Source organism: Pedobacter arcticus A12 (assembly GCF_000302595.1).
Lineage (GTDB): Bacteria > Bacteroidota > Bacteroidia > Sphingobacteriales > Sphingobacteriaceae > Pseudopedobacter > Pseudopedobacter arcticus.
Genome location: NZ_JH947127.1, coordinates 898,962 through 917,731, shown reverse-complemented (window position 1 = coordinate 917,731; position 18,770 = coordinate 898,962). Strand labels below are relative to the sequence as shown.

Annotated in this window: 17 protein-coding genes; 9 read left to right on the top strand and 8 right to left on the bottom strand. The window is 37.5% G+C overall.

Going from position 1 to position 18,770, the window contains the following annotated elements; all coding sequences use genetic code 11:
* Positions 1–7 precede the first annotated feature (7 nt).
* The 6 genes from B176_RS0115720 to B176_RS0115690 all read left to right on the top strand — a co-directional run bounded on the left by B176_RS0115720 (position 8) and on the right by B176_RS0115690 (position 5,203).
* Positions 8–649 carry a transposase gene (locus B176_RS0115720; RefSeq protein ID WP_017259785.1) on the top strand — a complete coding sequence of 214 codons (642 nt, stop codon included), beginning with the start codon at positions 8–10 and terminating at the stop codon, positions 647–649.
* A 19-nt stretch (positions 650–668) separates the two neighbouring features.
* Entirely contained in the window at positions 669–1,421 is a 753-nt protein-coding gene (gene nth, locus B176_RS0115715; RefSeq protein ID WP_017259784.1) for an endonuclease III, read from the top strand.
* A gap of 134 nt (positions 1,422–1,555) precedes the next feature.
* A complete protein-coding gene (gene recA, locus B176_RS0115705; RefSeq protein WP_017259783.1) occupies positions 1,556–2,587 on the top strand; it encodes a recombinase RecA in 1,032 nt (343 codons plus the stop codon).
* Between the two features lie 158 nt (positions 2,588–2,745).
* The gene (locus tag B176_RS0115700) at positions 2,746–3,060 is read left to right on the top strand and encodes a DUF3467 domain-containing protein (protein ID WP_017259782.1); all 315 of its coding nucleotides are present in this window, start codon (positions 2,746–2,748) and stop codon (positions 3,058–3,060) included.
* A 24-nt stretch (positions 3,061–3,084) separates the two neighbouring features.
* Entirely contained in the window at positions 3,085–3,915 is an 831-nt protein-coding gene (locus B176_RS0115695; RefSeq protein ID WP_017259781.1) for an alpha/beta hydrolase family protein, read from the top strand.
* 142 nt (positions 3,916–4,057) lie between these two features.
* Entirely contained in the window at positions 4,058–5,203 is a 1,146-nt protein-coding gene (locus B176_RS0115690) for an ATP-binding protein (protein WP_237739842.1), read from the top strand.
* Positions 5,204–5,319: 116 nt separating this feature from the next.
* On the opposite strand, the gene ispG is transcribed toward B176_RS0115690, so the two are convergent.
* Complete coding sequence (gene ispG, locus B176_RS0115685) at positions 5,320–7,311, bottom strand: (E)-4-hydroxy-3-methylbut-2-enyl-diphosphate synthase (protein ID WP_017259779.1); 1,992 nt, start codon at positions 7,309–7,311, stop codon at positions 5,320–5,322.
* A 397-nt stretch (positions 7,312–7,708) separates the two neighbouring features.
* Here ispG and B176_RS0115680 point away from each other — a divergent pair, with 397 nt between their 5' ends.
* Together B176_RS0115680 and B176_RS0115675 are read left to right on the top strand one after the other, a co-directional pair.
* The gene (locus B176_RS0115680) at positions 7,709–8,044 is read left to right on the top strand and encodes a hypothetical protein (RefSeq protein ID WP_154648016.1); all 336 of its coding nucleotides are present in this window, start codon (positions 7,709–7,711) and stop codon (positions 8,042–8,044) included.
* Between the two features lie 278 nt (positions 8,045–8,322).
* Positions 8,323–9,480: a Fic family protein gene (locus tag B176_RS0115675; RefSeq protein ID WP_017259777.1), complete on the top strand. Its 1,158-nt coding sequence runs from the start codon at positions 8,323–8,325 to the stop codon at positions 9,478–9,480.
* 4 nt (positions 9,481–9,484) lie between these two features.
* Here B176_RS0115675 and lnt read toward each other — a convergent pair whose 3' ends face one another.
* Genes lnt through B176_RS0115655 form a run of 4 tightly spaced genes read right to left on the bottom strand, consistent with a single transcriptional unit; the run spans position 9,485 to position 12,983 of the window.
* The gene (lnt, locus tag B176_RS0115670; protein ID WP_017259776.1) at positions 9,485–11,137 is read right to left on the bottom strand and encodes an apolipoprotein N-acyltransferase; all 1,653 of its coding nucleotides are present in this window, start codon (positions 11,135–11,137) and stop codon (positions 9,485–9,487) included.
* Positions 11,137–11,847, bottom strand: a complete 711-nt coding sequence (gene rsmI, locus B176_RS0115665; protein ID WP_026063381.1) for a 16S rRNA (cytidine(1402)-2'-O)-methyltransferase — start codon at positions 11,845–11,847, stop codon at positions 11,137–11,139. Before rsmI ends, lnt begins: the two co-directional genes overlap by 1 nt.
* A 10-nt stretch (positions 11,848–11,857) precedes the next feature.
* On the bottom strand, positions 11,858–12,325 hold the full coding sequence (locus tag B176_RS0115660) for a hypothetical protein (RefSeq protein ID WP_017259774.1): 468 nt from the start codon (positions 12,323–12,325) through the stop codon (positions 11,858–11,860).
* 4 nt (positions 12,326–12,329) lie between these two features.
* Positions 12,330–12,983, bottom strand: a complete 654-nt coding sequence (locus B176_RS0115655) for a S1 family peptidase (protein WP_017259773.1) — start codon at positions 12,981–12,983, stop codon at positions 12,330–12,332.
* 72 nt (positions 12,984–13,055) lie between these two features.
* Between B176_RS0115655 and serS the strand changes: the two genes are divergently transcribed.
* A complete protein-coding gene (gene serS / locus B176_RS0115650) occupies positions 13,056–14,327 on the top strand; it encodes a serine--tRNA ligase (protein WP_017259772.1) in 1,272 nt (423 codons plus the stop codon).
* Positions 14,328–14,504: 177 nt separating this feature from the next.
* Here the strand turns inward: serS and B176_RS0115645 are convergent, their stop codons facing one another.
* From B176_RS0115645 to B176_RS0115635, 3 genes are read right to left on the bottom strand one after another with little or no spacing between them, the layout of a single operon-like run.
* On the bottom strand, positions 14,505–15,710 hold the full coding sequence (locus tag B176_RS0115645; RefSeq protein WP_017259771.1) for an AGE family epimerase/isomerase: 1,206 nt from the start codon (positions 15,708–15,710) through the stop codon (positions 14,505–14,507).
* Between the two features lie 26 nt (positions 15,711–15,736).
* Positions 15,737–16,930: a glycoside hydrolase family 130 protein gene (locus B176_RS0115640; protein ID WP_017259770.1), complete on the bottom strand. Its 1,194-nt coding sequence runs from the start codon at positions 16,928–16,930 to the stop codon at positions 15,737–15,739.
* Positions 16,931–16,940: 10 nt separating this feature from the next.
* Positions 16,941–18,767: a sodium:solute symporter family protein gene (locus tag B176_RS0115635; RefSeq protein WP_026063380.1), complete on the bottom strand. Its 1,827-nt coding sequence runs from the start codon at positions 18,765–18,767 to the stop codon at positions 16,941–16,943.
* Positions 18,768–18,770: the final 3 nt, after the last annotated feature.

Genomic DNA, 18,770 nt, shown 5'->3' with positions numbered 1-18,770 from the left:
TTTTGAAATGAAATACGATCCGAGAATTCATCATCGTAGATCAATCCGTTTAAAAGGATATGATTACTCAAAAGCAGGAGCTTATTTTATTACAATTTGTTGTGAAAAAATGGCTTGCCGATTTGGCGAAGTAAATGAGGACGGGATGATGTTGAATGAATTAGGAGAGATTGCTTATGCAGAATGGATTAAGCTTGCAGAAAGATTTGATTGTTTTGAATTAGATGTATTTCAGATTATGCCGAATCATATGCATGGGATTATTGTTTTGAAAGATGTTGATGTCAACGTCGGGGCAACCCTCGCGGTTGCCCAAACACCCGCAGCTCATATTGATTTAGTAAAGCTTGATGATTCAGCAAAGCCTAATGATTTAGCAGAACTTGATGTTCAAGCAGAGCGGTTTAGGGCGGGGGCGAGCCCCGCCCCGACAGCAAGCGTTCCAGATATAGTCGGCGCATATAAATCACTCGTTTCAAACACTTGTTTAAAGATTTTTAAATCTAAAAATAAAACAATGGGAAAATTGTGGCAACGCAATTATTATGAGCACATCATCAGAGACGAAAGGGCTTATCAAAACATTTCTCACTACATTATAAACAATCCTGCAAAGTGGTTTGACGATAAATTTTACAAAAAGCGATAGCTTTAAAAAATAACCGATAATGCTAAAAAAAGATCGCTACCAAGCTTTTGTAGATTATTTTTCAAAACATCAGCCTGAGGCAGAAACAGAATTAAATTATTCTAATCCGTTTGAATTACTGATTGCTGTAATACTTTCTGCACAGTGTACAGATAAGCGCATCAATCAAATTACTCCCAAATTATTTGAGCGGTATCCCACGCCAGAATCTTTATCATCCTCAACCTCTGATGAAGTTTTTAACTATATCCGTTCAGTAAGTTATCCTAATAATAAGGCAAAACATTTAGTGGGGATGGCGAAAATTCTGCTCAGTGAATTTAAAGGGATAGTGCCAGAAGAAATAAATGATTTGCAAAAAATGCCAGGCGTTGGACGTAAAACGGCGAATGTAATTGCGTCTGTAATTTATAATGCGCCAACAATGGCGGTGGATACGCATGTTTTTAGGGTTTCTAATCGTTTGGGTTTAACTACAGCAGCAAAAACGCCTTTAGCGGTAGAAAAACAACTGGTGAAATACCTTCCTGAAGATAAAATTCATATTGCCCATCACTGGTTGATTTTACATGGTAGATATATCTGTGTTGCCCGCAGTCCGAAATGTGATATTTGCCCCATCAGTCATTTCTGTAAATACTATGCCCAGCACAATACGCCCACCGCGTTTAAAAAGAAAGAAGAAGCAGAAATTAAGAAGGCAAAACAGAAATCTCTGAAATTAAAGAAAGATAAATTAGCTAGAGAATTAAAAAAACGAGCAATTAAGTAAGCATTTTATTCACATTAATTTGAAATGCCAAGGTACTTAGTTAAGTTTATATTTATAAATTTGGATTTACCAAAAAAATTAGCATTTTTGCATTGTTAAAGAAAATAATTAAGACAAATACTAAAAAAACATACATGGCCGCAAGCAACGATAAAGCAAGTAGTGACAAATTAAAAGCATTACAATTAACCTTAGATAAGTTAGAGAAATCTTATGGTAAAGGAGCTGTGATGAAACTTGGCGATGCGCCAATAGAAGCTATGGAGGCTATTTCTACGGGTTCTTTAGGTTTGGATATAGCTTTGGGTATTGGCGGAGTGCCAAAAGGTAGAGTAATTGAAATCTATGGTCCAGAATCTTCAGGTAAAACTACTTTAGCTACGCATATTATTGCTGAGGCACAGAAAAAAGGTGGGATTGCTGCATTTATTGATGCTGAACATGCTTTTGACCAGTTCTATGCTAAAAAATTAGGTGTTGATATAGAGAACTTGCTGATTTCGCAACCAGATAACGGAGAGCAAGCTTTAGAAATTGCTGATAATTTGATCCGTTCTGGAGCAATTGATGTAATTGTGATTGACTCTGTTGCGGCATTGGTTCCAAAAAGTGAGATTGAAGGCGAAATGGGAGATTCTAAAATGGGCTTACACGCTCGTTTAATGTCTCAAGCTTTACGTAAGTTAACCGGAACCATCAGTAAAACTAATTGTTGCTGTATTTTTATCAATCAATTGCGTGACAAAATTGGGGTAATGTTCGGTAGTCCAGAAACTACAACCGGTGGTAATGCATTGAAATTTTATGCTTCGGTTCGTTTAGATATTCGTCGTATTGCGCAGATTAAGGATAGCGATGAAGTAGCGGGTAACCGTGTGAAGGTAAAAATCGTGAAAAACAAAGTTGCACCGCCTTTTAGAATTGCAGAGTTTGACGTTATGTTTGGACAGGGAATTTCTAAAGTTGGGGAAATTGTTGATTTAGGTGTTGAATATGGCATTGTAAAAAAAGCAGGTTCATGGTTTAGCTACGGCGATACCAAATTAGGACAAGGAAGAGATTCTGTTAAACAACTTTTAATGGATAACCCAGAACTTTCTGATGAACTGGAAGCTAAAATTAAGGATGCTGTTTCTGGGGTAACTTTAATGGTGGAGCCAGAATAGATTTTAAATTAAAAAATATTAAGAAGCAACATTGTGGAAAAAACGATGTTGCTTTTTTTATTGATAATGAAATTATCACTCAAGTGCTTTTACGTGTTCAGATTCAAAAAAAAATAAAGCATACCCTATTTAACAAGTGGAATTTCTATTTTAGCCTTATGGAAGAACAAAACGACAACCAATTAAACATAGAGCTTTCCGAAGAGATGGCAGAAGGTACATACTCAAACCTTGCGATCATTACGCATTCAAATAGTGAGTTTGTACTGGATTTTATCAGAGTAATGCCAGGAGTGCCGAAAGCAAAGGTTAAAAGTAGAATTGTATTAACGCCAGACCATGCAAAGCGCTTAATGAGTGCTTTAGAAGATAATATAGCGAAGTTTGAAATGTCTAACGGAACAATTAAAGTTGGTGGTGACAATAACGGTGGGATGCCATTTAATTTTGGTGGACCAACTGCACAAGCGTAGATTTCAATAAATTAAAATTAGCGCATGAATGTAAATACATTGAGCAAAGAATACTTTAAGATTAGCGGTGCAGATGATAAGGCTATTGTTGGCGACATTACTTATGCAAACGCGTATCCTGATTATCTGGTGATTTTTGTTCATGGTTTTAAGGGATTTAAAGATTGGGGAACGCATGAATTAATGGCGGAAGCTTTTGCTAAGGCGGGAGTCTACTTCATGAAATTCAACTTTTCACACAGTGGTGTAAAGCCCGAAGATTTATCTGATGTTAATGATCTTCAATCTTTTTCCAATAATACACCCACCAAAGAACTTTATGATTTAGACAAGGTAATTACCTACGCAAAAAATAGATTTCCTAATCTAAAGTTTGTTTTGTTAGGCCATAGTAGAGGAGGAGCCTTGTCCATTTTGCAAGCAACGAAAGATAAAAGAATTATTAAGTTAATCACTTTGGCTGCTATACCTAGTTTTAGGAGCTTGTGGAATAAAGAAGATGAAGCCGATTGGAAAGAAACGGGAGTACGCTACATCTTAAACGGTAGAACAAAACAACAGATGCCACTTTCTGTAGGTTTGTTAAATGATGTTTTAGCACATGAAATAGATTATAATTTACAATCGGCAGCTAGTTCGTTAAATAAACCATGGTTAATTGCCCAAGGAACCGAAGATTCTGCTGTAAAAGTAGAGGTTGCTGAAGAATTTCACCGCTTACAAAAAGCGTCTGCACTCTTGATATTAACCGGCGGAAACCATGTACTAGGAGCCTCCCATCCTTATGCCAAAAAAGAACTTCCTACAGATTTACAGTATTTTGTAGATGCTTCAATAGCATTTATTGTTCAATAATTCCGTTAATTTTCTAACGTTAAATTAAAGTATTTTATGATTAATTTCATTTTACTCAATACATTGAGTAATTTTACTCAATGTATTGAGTAATTTGTAAATCATGTTCCAACGAGCTTATTTAGAGAAACTTATAACACGTATGAACGAGCCAAGACAGTTTATTCAAGTGTTAATGGGACCAAGACAAGTCGGTAAAACAACTTTAATTGAACAATTAACAACGCAAATCGGTTATCCTTATATTTTTGAATCAGCAGATGCTGTTCCGGCATCAGATCAAACTTGGATTTCGGCATTATGGGAGAAAGCTAGGTTGTTAAATAGCAATGCAGAAAGCCAGGATTTTTTATTGGTCATTGATGAGATTCAAAAGATTGATAACTGGAGCGAAATTGTAAAAAAATTATGGGATGAAGACACCAAGAACAAGCTTAGATTAAAGGTTATCCTTTTGGGTTCGTCACGCTTGTTATTACAGCAAGGCTTAACTGAATCTTTAGCAGGGAGGTTTGAAAGCACTTACGTAGCGCACTGGAGTTTTTCGGAAATGGAAGAAGCTTTTGGTTTTACGGCAGAGCAATACGTTTGGTTTGGGGCTTATCCGGGTTCTGTCTCGTTAATCAACGATGAGGAACGATGGAAAAATTACGTAAATAATGCGTTGATAGAAACCAGCATATCAAAAGATATTTTAATGCTCACTCGGATTGACAAGCCTGCTTTAATGAAACGCTTATTTGAATTGGGCTGTTTGTATTCTGGTCAGATTTTATCATATACCAAAGTAATGGGACAGTTGCAAGATGCAGGGAATACTACTACGCTTTCCAATTATTTGGATTTGCTAGATACAGCCGGTTTACTAGCTGGGATTGAAAAATACGCTGCTGATGTAATTAGAAAACGTTCGTCCAGTCCAAAATTTCAAGTACATAATAATGCATTAATCAGCGCCCAGCGGATTGAATATTTTGATGAGATTTTAAAGAATAAAGAAGAATGGGGGCGTATGGTTGAGTCTTCTATCGGTAGCCATTTAGTCAACTCGGGTTTAACCCATAATTTTAAAGTTTATTATTGGCGACATAGAAATGAGGAGTTGGATTTTGTACTAGAAAAACGAGGGAAAGTGATAGGCTTGGAAGTAAAAACTAACAACACCAAAATTACAAACGGGATGAATGCCTTCAATAAAATGTACCATCCTGATAAGGTTTTAATGATTGGAAACGGCGGTTTACCTTGGCAGGAATTTCTGAAATTAAATCCGAACGACTTGTTCTGATTTAGTTATTCCTGCTGATGCACTAAAGCCCCCATTCATGTTTTGCTTATCTTTTATATTCTTTTGGAAAGAACGTTATTAAAACTTATCACCTACTACTTACAACCTCAAACTTTTCAAACTTCCTTCTCCACCCAAACACCGTCGGCTTTAATAATATTTATTAACTCATCCAAAGCATTGTCAGAGCTTACATTCTTCTTAACAACCTCTTTGCTTCGGTATAAAGTAATTTTTCCGGGTCCTGTTCCAACATAGCCATAATCGGCATCCGCCATTTCTCCTGGTCCGTTTACAATACAACCCATAATCCCAATTTTTACACCTTTCAAATGATCAGTTTTACTCCGAATCATTTGCGTAGTTTCTTGTAAATCAAATTGTGTACGTCCGCAACTTGGGCAACTGATGTATTCTGTTTTTGAAATACGTGAACGTGTTGCCTGTAAAATCCCGAAAGAAGTAGAAACTCTAAATTTTGTAGAAACTTGAGGGGCATCTAGCCAAACGCCATCTCCTAAACCATCTAAAAGCAGAGCACCTAAATCTGTAGCGCCGTGTAACTGAGTTTTTAATTCTTTTTCACCTATAGATTCAGAATCTTTAAAAGTATAGTTTCGTTTTATAATCACAGGCGTGTCAATTCCAGCATTCATCAGCTTGAAAAAGAAAGCTCTTTGGTCGGCCATTCCATGCTCTTCACTCGTCTCTAAAACAAAAACCAACGTTTTATCAAAAGGCAAAGCAGCAAAATCATCACTATCTAAATCTTTATTACAAACACTCACCAAGTTTAACGAATTGTCTTTTTCTGTAGCTGTTAAATATTCCTTCAACGAAAACAGCGGATGACAATTCATCTTGCTTTTCAGCAAAAGCCAAGTTTTATAGTTATAAAGCTGTTTTAAATTCCCAGGAAAATTGAACGACGGTAATTCATTGCCCAAATAAGCAAAATCTATGGACTGGTCGCCCATATTGTATTTATCCAAAATTGGCGAATAATTGTAGCCGGCAGGCGCTAAAATTTGTGCATCTTTTAGATTTTGGTCAGATAAATCCAAAACCACCCGCGGTACTTGATGTCCGCCGATAAAAGTGTTTAATTCTGCCGATGCTCTTTTGTTATACTCAAAAGGCGAATAACTCGCTGGTATTTCAAAATCCGGCTTTTCTACCGCTTCTGGAGCAACAGATTTTCTTTGTTCGTATCGTTGCGCCAAAGCCTGCGCTACTGGAATTTCGTATTCAGGCTCTTCAGTTAAGGAAACCCTAATAGTATCGCCTAAGCCGTCTTCCAATAAAGTCCCAATCCCCACTGCCGATTTAATTCTGCCATCTTCACCATCACCAGCTTCAGTAACACCTAAGTGTAAAGGGTAATTCATCCCTTCGGCAACCATGGTTTGCACCAACAAGCGGTAAGCCTGCACCATTACCTGCGTATTGCTTGATTTCATCGAAATCACCAGTTCATGGTAATCCAGCTCACGGCAAACTCTAATAAACTCCATCGCAGATTCCACCATTCCTTTCGGCGTATCGCCGTACCAGCTCATAATTCGGTCAGAAAGTGAGCCGTGATTAGTGCCAATCCGCATGGCTGTTCCGTGGGCTTTACATATTTCTACCAGTGGTGCAAATTTCTTTTTTATCCTTGCCAACTCTTTTTCATAAGCTTCAGGCGTGTAATCTATTTCTTCAAATTTCTTTTTATCGGCATAATTTCCAGGGTTTACCCTTACTTTTTCTATGAGCTTTGCTGCGAGTTCGGCTGCGTTAGGTGTAAAGTGAATATCCGCTACAATAGGCGTATGGTAGCCTTTTTCTGCCAAACCTTTTTTTATTTCTGCTAAGTTTTGTGCTTCTTTGAGTGATGGCGCAGTAATCCGCACATATTCGCAACCGGCATCAATCATTCTTATGCTTTGCGCAACAGAAGCTTCAGTATCCATGGTGAAAGCTGTCGTCATTGATTGGATACGGATAGGCTGTGTGCCTCCCATTTTTACGCCACCAATGTTAACCTCTCTAGTAATAAACCTGCTATATTGTGTAAGCGAATTGCAGTAAATTCCTTTTAACTCGCTTTTTAACTCTACATCCATTCTAAAAATATGTTTTGGTAAAAATAGGGCTTTTTCCGTTAAAATACTTCTGTAAGATGTCAGGATTTAGGCTGAAGAGGGAAGGTTATGAATAAGAAATTCCTAATGGAGCGTTTTTGATTATTAAATTAAGCTTTTGGGTGTTACCTCGGTGAAGAACCGCGGTCGGGCTATCCGCTATAGTTTTTTGGCTTCACTCGTGTCTCCGCTCAAACGCCAAAAAAGCTGTCGCTACTATCCCTAACACAGACTTTCTAAATCGAAAAATCTGAGTAAAAGATAAAGGCCAGTTCCGGACTAAAAGCAATACCTTGCAATCTCGAACGAATACAGAATCATGAAAAACCTCAACCGTAAAACAATTCTCATCTCCGCCGTCGTTATTTTAATTGGTGTAATGATTTTTAATAGCCTGTCACAACCGGGTGTTAAAGATCTGAAAACAAAATTTAAGGAAATAAATTTTGAAAGAAACGAACAAAATGACGGGCCAATTTTACGAGCTTATGTAGTGACAGTCGATACAGCCAATTTTGCGGATATGAAAACATACGGCGATTTTATGCCTCATACCAAATACGGTAATACGAAGGTTTATTTTTTCGATCAAGACAAACCTTTTCCTAAAACGCTCAGCTTAATGGACCCTTTTTTTGATGAGCAATTTAAAAGACTTTGCTTGGCAGTTTACGAGAAGAATGGGATGGGAGAGGTCACGATTAATTCTTTCTAGAATAGAACTTTGCTTAAGAACGTCGTACATGTTGAACGATTTGAAACAGCTCACAAATAGGTGAGAAACTCAATGAGCCGACTTTACCGGGTTATCTGTTTTCTTACATTGGTAATTTAGAAGTAAAAGCTGAACATAGGTTAAAGTTAAATTATCGTTTTTTTTGATGTTTATGATGGCAACTGATAGTTACTTAAGGTTAAGTATTAGATATAACATTAAAATATGTTTGTTTTTGATGTTAGGCGTTAAATAAGCAATCTTCTTTAAGGTGTAAATTGAGTCTAACATTAAAATTAATAAAAATTGAGGCTAGCTACTTTTTTTGTATTAATCCGGATAGAACAAAGCCTTGGAATGACCTGCCAGATCTCCCTCTAGATGATTCACTATACAAAGATTTAGAAATTCATGAAGCATTAAGAAATACTAAAGCGGCTTTGGCTAGGCTACAAGGTAGAAGTATCGCTATTCCTAATCAGGGGTTGTTGATTAATTCGTTGAGTTTACAGGAAGCAAAAGCATCTAGTCAGATTGAAAATATTTTCACTACAGATGATGAACTTTACAAAGCTTATAGCCAAGAGAAGACAAGGCAATTACCAGGTGCTGAAAAGGAAATCCTGAATTATAAAGAAGCCTTATGGCTTGGATGTGAGTATCTACAAATCAATCAATTTGACAAGCATTATTTTGTACGGATGTATCAAGAGGTAAGTCAGCATAGTGATGGAATAAGGGGGCCAATAGCACAGATTTATATTAAAGAAGGTGGTTCTGGTCCAAATGCTGGTAAAGCTTTTTATACACCACCAAGAGGAAAAGGTATAGTGGAAGCCAAGTTACTGAACCTATGTGATTTTTTAAACGACGACGAAAAGTATGCGCTAGATCCTATACTTAAAATGGCGATGGCACATTTTCAATTTGAAGCAATCCATCCGTTTAGAGACGGGAATGGTAGGACAGGAAGGATTTTTAATATTCATTATCTAACAAAAAAAGGCTTGTTAGATTATCCTATATTATTTCTAAGTAGCTATATTTTACAGTATAAAAATGAGTATTATTCAGGGTTATCTGGCATTTCCCAAAGAGGTAGTTGGAAAAACTGGCTACTATTTATGCTAAAAGCGGTAGAGGTAACAGCTAATTTAACGTACGACAAGGTTAACGAAATTGTGACAGCAAAGGACGCTATTTTGGGAGCGCTAATACAAGAGACTAGTATTGCAAGGCCAGAGTCGTTAATTGGAGCGCTATTTACCCAACCTTTTACAAGGGTAAAGCATTTGACTCAAAAAGGTTTATATGCGGAAAATACAGCTCGAAAATACCTTGATCAATTAGCAGATATGAAAATTGTTGAGAAAAGAATGATTCAAGGAAATAGCTATTACCTTAATTTGGAGTTGTATAGAATTTTGTCTGAATAATTATTTAAATAACTTTCTCCCTTTTCACAAACCCGACAAACACCGAAAACAAAATACTCAAAACCCCAATAACCAAAAACGGATAAACAATCCAATCCTGATGTTTGGTATAAAAAGTGAGTTCAGAGTTTAGGTTGATATCCTGTTTAATTACCGCTTCTTGCCACCATTCTGTTTCTTGCACTACATCACCACGCTGATTGATAAAGGCGGAAATTCCCGTATTTGCAGAGCGAGCCACCCAACGTCGGTTTTCAATCGCTCTTAACCTGGCGTAATCTAAATGCTGGTCTTTGCCAGAAGTGTTTCCCCACCAGCCGTCGTTTGTGATGATGGCAATAAACTGCGCTTCTTTACTCACTGATTTAGCCACCCAATCGCCCCAAATAGATTCGTAGCAAATAGCAGGGACTACACCAACTCCGCTAGCGCTGTATAAATTGCTCGGTTCAGCTTGTGAGCCGTAACCGCCTGTTGTGCCTCCGAATTTTTCAAAAAGCGGATTTAAGACGTTCAGTAAAAAAGGAAAAGGCATTTTCTCTACGCCAGGCACCAATTTTGATTTATGGTAAAACTGTAGTTTCGGCGAATTTTCTAAAGCCACAGCAGTATTAAAGCTATCCCAATAAATGTTGTTCTGCTTATCCAACCTTGCAGACTCTGTTTTTTTGTTCTGATAAACAGCGTAAGTTTCTGCACCAGTAATTACGGTTGCATTTCTAAACCTGTCTAAAAAGTGATTTATTGTAGTGAAATTCTGACTATTAATAAATTCATCTTCTTGCGTATATCCAATCAAAGCAGTTTCTGGCCAAATGAAAAATTCAGTATTTACCTGACCTTTTTCCTTACTTAGTTTTATTAATTTGTCTAATTGCTCCTTGGCAGTGTAGGTGTGATTTTTTCCGTAAGGATCTATATTTGGCTGAACGACTACCACATCGGACGGATTAATTTCTTCCTCATAATCGTTGTAGATTAACAAAGAAACAGTCATCGGAATCACAATCCATGCAATTGAACCTATTAAAGCTAAGCTTGATTTCTTCCCGATAGCTTTGTCTCCACTCGTATTTTGACTTTTTAATTTTGACTTTTTAACTTGTAAAACGAACCTAAAAATCAAAATATTACTAACTAAAATCCACAGTGTTCCGCCGTAAACTCCGGTATATTCATACCATTGTATCAATTGTGCCGAAGTGGAAAAACCATTACCTAATGTCATCCACGGGAATTTTAAATCCCATGTTTGGTGCAAATATTCGTAACTAATCCATAAACCTATCAAACAAATATCGGCGATAAGCGGTTTAGTTCTACCAGCGATTTTTCGGTAAAACCAAAAACTCAAAGTCATTAATAATGCGCCCAATCCAAAAGGAATCAGCGATAATATACCTGCAATAAACGTCGGCATTACTGCATTTAAAGAATTGAAAACCCAATAAATAGAAGCAGTATTCCACAACAGAAACGTTAAACCAGCTGTTAGAAATATCGGTTTTTTAGCGCCTTCCCTTTCTGATAATTCCTGCAAAGCGATCATCAGCGGCACAAAAGCAAATAGCAAAATAACGGAAGTGTAGGGGATAGGTGGCCAAGCCAACCAAAGTAAAAAGCTAGAAAGTAAAGCCAGCCAGATATGTCTTTTCATTATTTATAATATTTTTCGTCTTTTTTTGGCGCTGGTTTGTCGCTTCCAGCAACTATAATCACAAATTCGCCTTTTAAAATGTTTTCTTCAAAATGCGTTTTAATCTCTGTTAGAGTTCCCCGCACATTTTCTTCAAACATTTTGGTCAGTTCGCGAGAGATTGCTGCTTGCCGTTCCTTACCAAAATATTCGATAAATTCTTCCAAAGTTTTTAATAACCGATGCGGAGATTCGTAAAAAATCATGGTGCGCTGTTCGTAAATCAAATCTTTTAAACGCGTTTGCCGACCTTTCTTTACAGGTAAAAATCCCTCAAAAGTAAACCTATCGTTTGGTAAGCCAGAGTTGACCAAAGCTGGGACAAAAGCTGTTGCTCCGGGTAAACATTCTACCGGTAAATTGTGTTTTAAAACCTCACGAACCAATAAAAATCCCGGATCTGAGATGGCTGGTGTACCCGCATCAGAAATTAAGGCGATATTTTTACCTTCTTTTAAAAATTTGACAATCTCTGCAACAGCCTTATGCTCATTATGTTGATGGTGGGCAAAAACTTTCTGATCAATCTCAAAATGTTTAAGCATGGGTGCAGATGTACGGGTGTCCTCGGCCAAAATCAAATCCACCTCTTTTAAAATGCGTAAAGCCCTTAACGTAATGTCTTCTAAATTGCCAATTGGTGTAGGCACCAAGTAAAGTTTGCCGTTCAAAGTTTGTGAATTATAGATTATTGTTGGTTTTATTGTCTCTTGAGTCTTTCCTCATTTCGCACCAAGCATTTAAAGCCATTTTTCCGATGTTTAAAATTAATAATACTATTACCGGGGCTAGAAATATCCCGGAAATCCCTAAAGAATTTCCGATGGCGGCAGATAACACTCCGACGATATACTTGTGGGACTTATCAGAACTTTGCTCTATTTTTTTTCTATCTTCTTCGTACTTGTCGTCTCCACATAGAAACTTTTCGAATTCTTCTAGTAATTTTTCACGATAAACTTTAGAACGCCCTTCTCCTCCAAAATTTGACGTATTTGAAAGAGTTGCATTTAGCCAGCGATCAACGCCGTCTGAATAATTGTTAGCGTTGTTATCAAGAAAGGTTTGGATGATATCTTTTTGATAAGGATCTAAAGTAGATAATAATTCTTCGTTTTCCGCTTTAACAATATTTAATAGTTCTTCCATACAATCAAATCATTTTAGAAATATATTCTGTAGAAACTGCGTGTGTGGTTTGATTTAGTGATAATGGGTCAACCCCCCCAATTAATACTCTACCTCCTCCATTCGGACAATAGGCACCTATAATCATTCCTACGAGTGTCATATCTGAAAGTTTAAAAATAGGGCTTCCTGACTGTCCTGGTCTAGTTTGTATATTCAAGATTAAGTGTTTTGATTTTATCCCCGATGATTCTATTAATACTTTAGCGCCTACAGTGGTGTTCTGGAAAGTTAATATGTTTCTTCCGTCAGTGCAATGAGGAAATCCAATAACGCCTATATTCTCCATAACTTGGACGCTGTCACTTCCTTGCAACCTAATATTAGACGTTACATTGGTGTCACTTTTAAGAATACATATATCTCTTACTGGATCAACCTTATAAATACTAACAGGAATTACCCGCCCAGCATTATCCGACGTGTCTTGGTAACCTAACAAATTGTTGTTATCAGAAACAAATACTACAAGATTTTTATCGTCATTATTTACGACATGAGAAGCAGTAGCAAGGAGTCCAGCATTATTTAATAAAAAACAGCTGCCTAACAGATTTACTCCATTAGGAGTAATTCTACCTACTGTGTAAATTAAGTTGTGTAGTCGATTTGTTTCCATTATTAAAGATTGTTAGTGATAGAATTGTAGTTAATCAATTACGCAATACTATATTTGTAAAAAATTAGAAAGATGCTGCAAGTTAGTTATATCCGCGAAAATAAAGAGGAAATTTTAGAGCGATTAGCCGTAAAGAATTTCAATCAGCCAGAATTAGTTGACCAGATTATCCATTTGGATGATCAAAGAAAAGAGACGCAATTGAATGCTGAACATTTATTAGCTCATTCAAATGCTGTCTCAAAGCAAGTCGGTGAATTGATGAGAAACGGTAAGAAAGAAGATGCGGAAACTCTAAAGGCAGATACCGCAAAGTACAAAACAGAAATCAAAGGTCTTCAGGAAGAATTAGCAATTATTGAGCATGAGTTGCACCAGAAATTGATTGTATTGCCGAATTTACCACACAGTAGCGTTCCGAAAGGAAAAACTCCAGAAGAAAATGAAGTTATTTTAAGCAACGGAGCATTACCAAATTTACCAAAAAACGCTTTGCCGCATTGGGAATTGGCGTCGAAATATAACCTAATTGATTTTGAATTAGGCGTAAAAATTACGGGGGCGGGTTTCCCAGTGTATAAAGGAAAAGGTGCTAAAATGCAGAGGGCTTTAATCAATTTCTTTTTAGCCGAAGCAGAAAAAGCTGGCTATGATGAAATGATGGTTCCGCTATTGGTGAATGAAGCATCGGGTTTTGGAACAGGGCAATTGCCAGATAAAGAAGGACAGATGTACCGGGTTAGCTTGGATAATTTGTATTTGATTCCAACAGCGGAAGTTCCGGTAACCAATCTTTACCGTGATGTAATTTTAAAAGAGGAAGAATTGCCCGTTAGAAATTGTGGTTATACACCATGTTTCCGTAGAGAAGCAGGTTCTTACGGTGCACACGTACGTGGTTTAAACCGCTTGCACCAATTTGATAAAGTAGAAATTGTACAGATTGTTCATCCAGATAAATCTTATGAAGTATTAGAACAAATGAGCTTACACGTTCAAAGTTTATTACAAAAATTAGGTTTACAATACCGTGTTTTACGATTATGTGGTGGCGACATGGGTTTTACTTCTGCTTTAACGTATGATATGGAAGTTTACAGCGCAGCACAAGAACGTTGGTTAGAGGTTTCTTCTGTTTCTAACTTTGAAACTTTCCAGAGTAACCGCTTAAAATTACGTTATAAAGGAAAAGAAGGTAAAACTATTTTGCCACATACCTTGAACGGAAGCGCCTTGGCTTTGCCTCGTATATTGGCTTCTATTTTAGAGAATTACCAAACGGAAGATGGTATAAAAGTGCCGGAATGTTTGGTGCCCTTTACTGGTTTTGATTTTATAGGTTAGTTTTTAGTTAGTTAGTTAGTTAGTTAGTTAGTTAGTTAGTTAGTTAGTTAGTTGGTTAGTTAGTCCGAGCAGAGTCTCCTTTTTCAGGGACTCTGCGTTTTATTCTATCGTAAAGTTTCCTAGCGACAAACCCAGGTCTAGGACAAACGAAACGCTTTAACCAATTTAAAGTAAATCCTAACTTTGATCTTGAGCAGTTCGTTTGATTATTTCTATACAAGCTCTACCGTTATGGTATGGGCATTTCCAAAAGCCAGCTTTGTCTTCGTTTAACATTAGTGAATAATCACCATTTACCCCCCAAAACCATTCGCCATTTTCATAATCTTTGATGTGGTTTTTAATGAAAGTCCAACTTTGCAAACTCTTTGATAAGTAATCAAGATTGCCATTAATTTGCCAGGCATTATAAAAACCAACCGTGGCTTCTGCTTGTGGCCACCAATGAAATTCTTCAACCAAATGCGAGTTTTTCTTGTCAAGTTCGTAATGTAATGCGCCGTTTTTAGCTAAGCCTTCGATGGTAGCGTCTGTCAATTTTAGTGCTATGTTTTTAAACATTTTAATTGCGGTTTCATCGCCGATAGTCTCTGCAGCTTCTTGTAATAACCATGCGGCTTCTATATCGTGACCATAAGAAACTATGCTCGATTTTACTTCCCATTGCTCCGTTAAAAACAGGTTGAGATGGTTGGTTTCTTTATTGATGATATGTTCGTTAAAGTTCTTTAGCAAGCTATTAATCGCTGTCTTTAATCGTTCATCTTCCCAAACGGAGTACAGATTTGCGTACGCTTCTATTATGTGTAGATGCGTATTCATGGTCTTCTTTTCGTTTTGGTCTTTATCGCTTAACCGCGGATCTGCAATGGGCTGCCATTCTTTTGTAAACGCCTCTAAATAACCTGTGTTTGCCTTATCGAAGCTGTAAAGCTCTAATAGGGAGAAGATTTCTTTGGCATAGGACAGCGCAATTTCGTTGTTGGTGATTTTGTAGTATTCGGCGAAAGCGTAAATGACGAAAGCTTGCCCGTAGATTTGCTTCTTTGCATCGAGCATGTTACCCTTCTCATCTACCGACCAATAAAAGCCACCGTTAACTTTATCTGAGAAATGTTCAATGAGATAATTAAACGCTCGGTTTGCTATTGCCAGATAATTTTCTTTTGGAGATAGTGCATGTGCAGCCGAAAACGTGTAAAGTATTCTTGCATTAAGTACTAATCCTTTTTCTGCGTTTGGTATAACAGCATTGTCATTAGCTATTCTGCCATAAAAACCACCGTTTTCTTTGTCTAAGGTGTGATTTGCCCACCATTCTAAAATGGTATGCAATTCTGTTTTTACCTCAGAAGCGTAAGTTTTGATACTTTCTAAATTCATTTATTTGGCAGGGCGTATATTCGTATTTAAGAATTCTTTTGTTTAGCAGCGAGATTATTGTTATTTTCGATAATATTAAGAATAGTATGCACCGAAGTGGCTGAGCGTAACCCGTCTTCAGGGTTGTTTATTACATAATCTAACAGTTGATTTACAGAGCTTTTTGCAACATGCATTCTGGTGTCTGATGATGCATAGTAAATATAAACGGTTCCGTCTTCATCGGCTATCCAACCATTGCTGAAAACTACATTTGATACATCTCCAATTCTTTCATCACCTTCTGGAGCTAAAAAATAGCCACTTGGTTTGTGTGTAACTTTGGTTAAATCGTTAAGGTCTGTCATAAACATATAGAGTACATACCTTAACCCGGCGGCAGTGTTTCTTACACCATGAGCCAAATGTAACCATCCTTTTTCGGTTTTTAGCGGGGCAGGACCGAGACCATTTTTTGCTTCGTAAACGGTATGGTAAACTTTTTTATCCATCACTTTTTCTGTGGTAACAGTTGCATTTTGTATGGTTTCTGATAAACCAAAGCCAATACCTCCGCCACTCCCAGCTTCTACAAAACCATCTTGTGGTCGAGTGTAAAAAGCATACTTACCGTCTACAAATTCTGGATGTAGTACTACATTTCTTTGTTGTGGTGATGGTGTTTTAAGATCTGCCAGTCGTTCCCAATCTTTTAAATTTTTTGTACGGGCAATTCCACATTGTGCAACAGCTGCGGATTGGTTGCCCTCACTGGCAGACGGATCTCTTCTTTCGGTACAGAAAAGCCCATAAATCCAGCCGTCTTGATGTTGTACCAGCCTAACGTCATACACGTTTGTGTCTGGCTCTTCGGTTTCTGGCATTAGAACAGGTGAATCCCAAAAAGAGAAGTTATCAACCCCGTTAGGACTTTCGGCTATTGCAAAGAAAGATTTCCGGTCGTTTCCTTCAACCCTAGCCATGATGATGTATTTATCGTTCCATTTAATAGCGCCTCCATTTAAAACAGCATTTATTCCAAAACGTTCCATCAAATATGGATTTGTGTTTGGATTAAGGTCATATTTCCAAGTAAAAGGAATATGGGCAGCGGTTAAAATGGGGTTTTGGTAACGGTTAAAAAGACCATTGCCGGGTGTAATGATATAATTATCTTCCTTAATCAGCGCTTGTTGATTCAGTGCCAACTGTGAAATACGTTCTTCGAAATCTGTTTTCATAAATGTTTTCTTAATCTTCTAATCTGTTCCACCAAGTTCTTTTTAAAACCAAAATAATTACGGTCAAAATGCCGATGGTTATCCATAAAGGCGAGTACATTCCTGTAATGAGATACATTGGGAAAATGGTTAAGCAAAGTTGCGCTATAACGCCAAGCACCACGTTAAACATATCTAGTTTAAAGTTTTTGTTTGCTTTAAAAGTTGGGTCTTCTGCAACTACCAAATCATGTATTGGTTTCCAAAAACCCCAAGGTCTTACGGTTTTGTAAAATGATTTTAATACACTTTCATCAGTAGCTGGAGTAGCGTAAGTGCCAGCGATACAGCCAATCATAGATAATACAAAAAGAGCAGGCCACCAATATAATGGCAAGCCGGTAGTTACATAAGGCATTAATAAAGCAGCGCCTACGCCAATTGCCATTCCCCAGAAAAAGCCATTTGCATTAAAGCGCCACCAATACCATTTTAAACAGTTGGCGGCTACGTATCCACCATATAAACCTCCTACAATCCATTGTAAAATGTCGTTCACATTATTGGCCATAAAGCCAAAGAAGACGCCAACAATCACTACCACTACACCAACAATGTAGTTCATGGAAATTATTTTTTTCGTAGGTGCATCGGGGTTTATGTATTTTAAGTAAATGTCATTTACGATATAAGCCTGTGCTGCATTTAATGTGCCGCTAAACGTTCCCATAAAAGCGCCCAGTAAGCCGGTTAGCACTAAACCCAATACACCAACTGGCAGAAAGTTGTTTATGGTTTCGGGTAAGATCCTTTCGAAATCTGTTACGCCATCTGGTCCTTTTAAATACAATTGATTATAGTACAACAAGGCCAAAACCGTTAAGCCGGTAATCATGCTGTAGCGGATTGGCAATAAGATGATGCTTACAAAGCCGGTCATTTTACTGGCTTCTTTAGGACTGCGAGTGCTTAGTACTTTTTGCATGTCGTAGTTTGGTGCCGGACCAGCGAGTGATGCGAATACGCCCTTCAGCAACATCATCATAAAGAAAATACCGAATAAACTAAAGCCGTCTTCTGCTATTTTTTTATTGGCGTCGGCGGCTATTTTGCTCCAGTCTAGATTTAGTTCCCAGCTAAAAAACGGATCATTCCATCCTGCAGGTACATTTAGCGTTTGTCCTTTTAAGTGTTGTACGGCAATTACCCCAATCGCGATACAGGCTAAAGTCATGATGCAATATTTAATGGCATCGCCCAAAACAATACTGTGCATCCCACCCAAAATGGAATAAAACATAGCAAATAGGGTGAATACGATACCATAGAAATGAGGGACGTATTTTTCGCTTACATGGAACGGAACGTAATCTTTTATTAATTCCCAAGGGATAAAAACTTGCATAAATTTACCCAAGCCTACAAATCCATAGGCTAAAAATCCTAAACAACTAATGAGTGCAAACGCAATTACTATAATGTGTGAACCTTTAACCCCTGGGCCGGTTAGTCCAAACCTGGTTTTTAACCATTCTGCACCGGTAGTGGCGTTACTTCTCCTTAACCATTTAGATAAAAACATCATCATAAAAACCTGATTAAAAACAGGCCATAACCAAGGAATCCAAATGCTTTTGAAACCATACACAAAGCAAAGCGCTACCATCCACATGGTTCCGCTGATATCAAACATGTCGCTGGCATCGCTTAAGCCAAGCATATACCAAGGCAGTTTTTTGCCACCCATGAGGTAACTGTCTTTATCTTGCTTCGCCTTGTTCCTCATATAAAAACCTATGAGTATCATGGAAACCAGATAGGTGACAAGAATTATAATGTCTATTGATTGTAGCTTCATAGG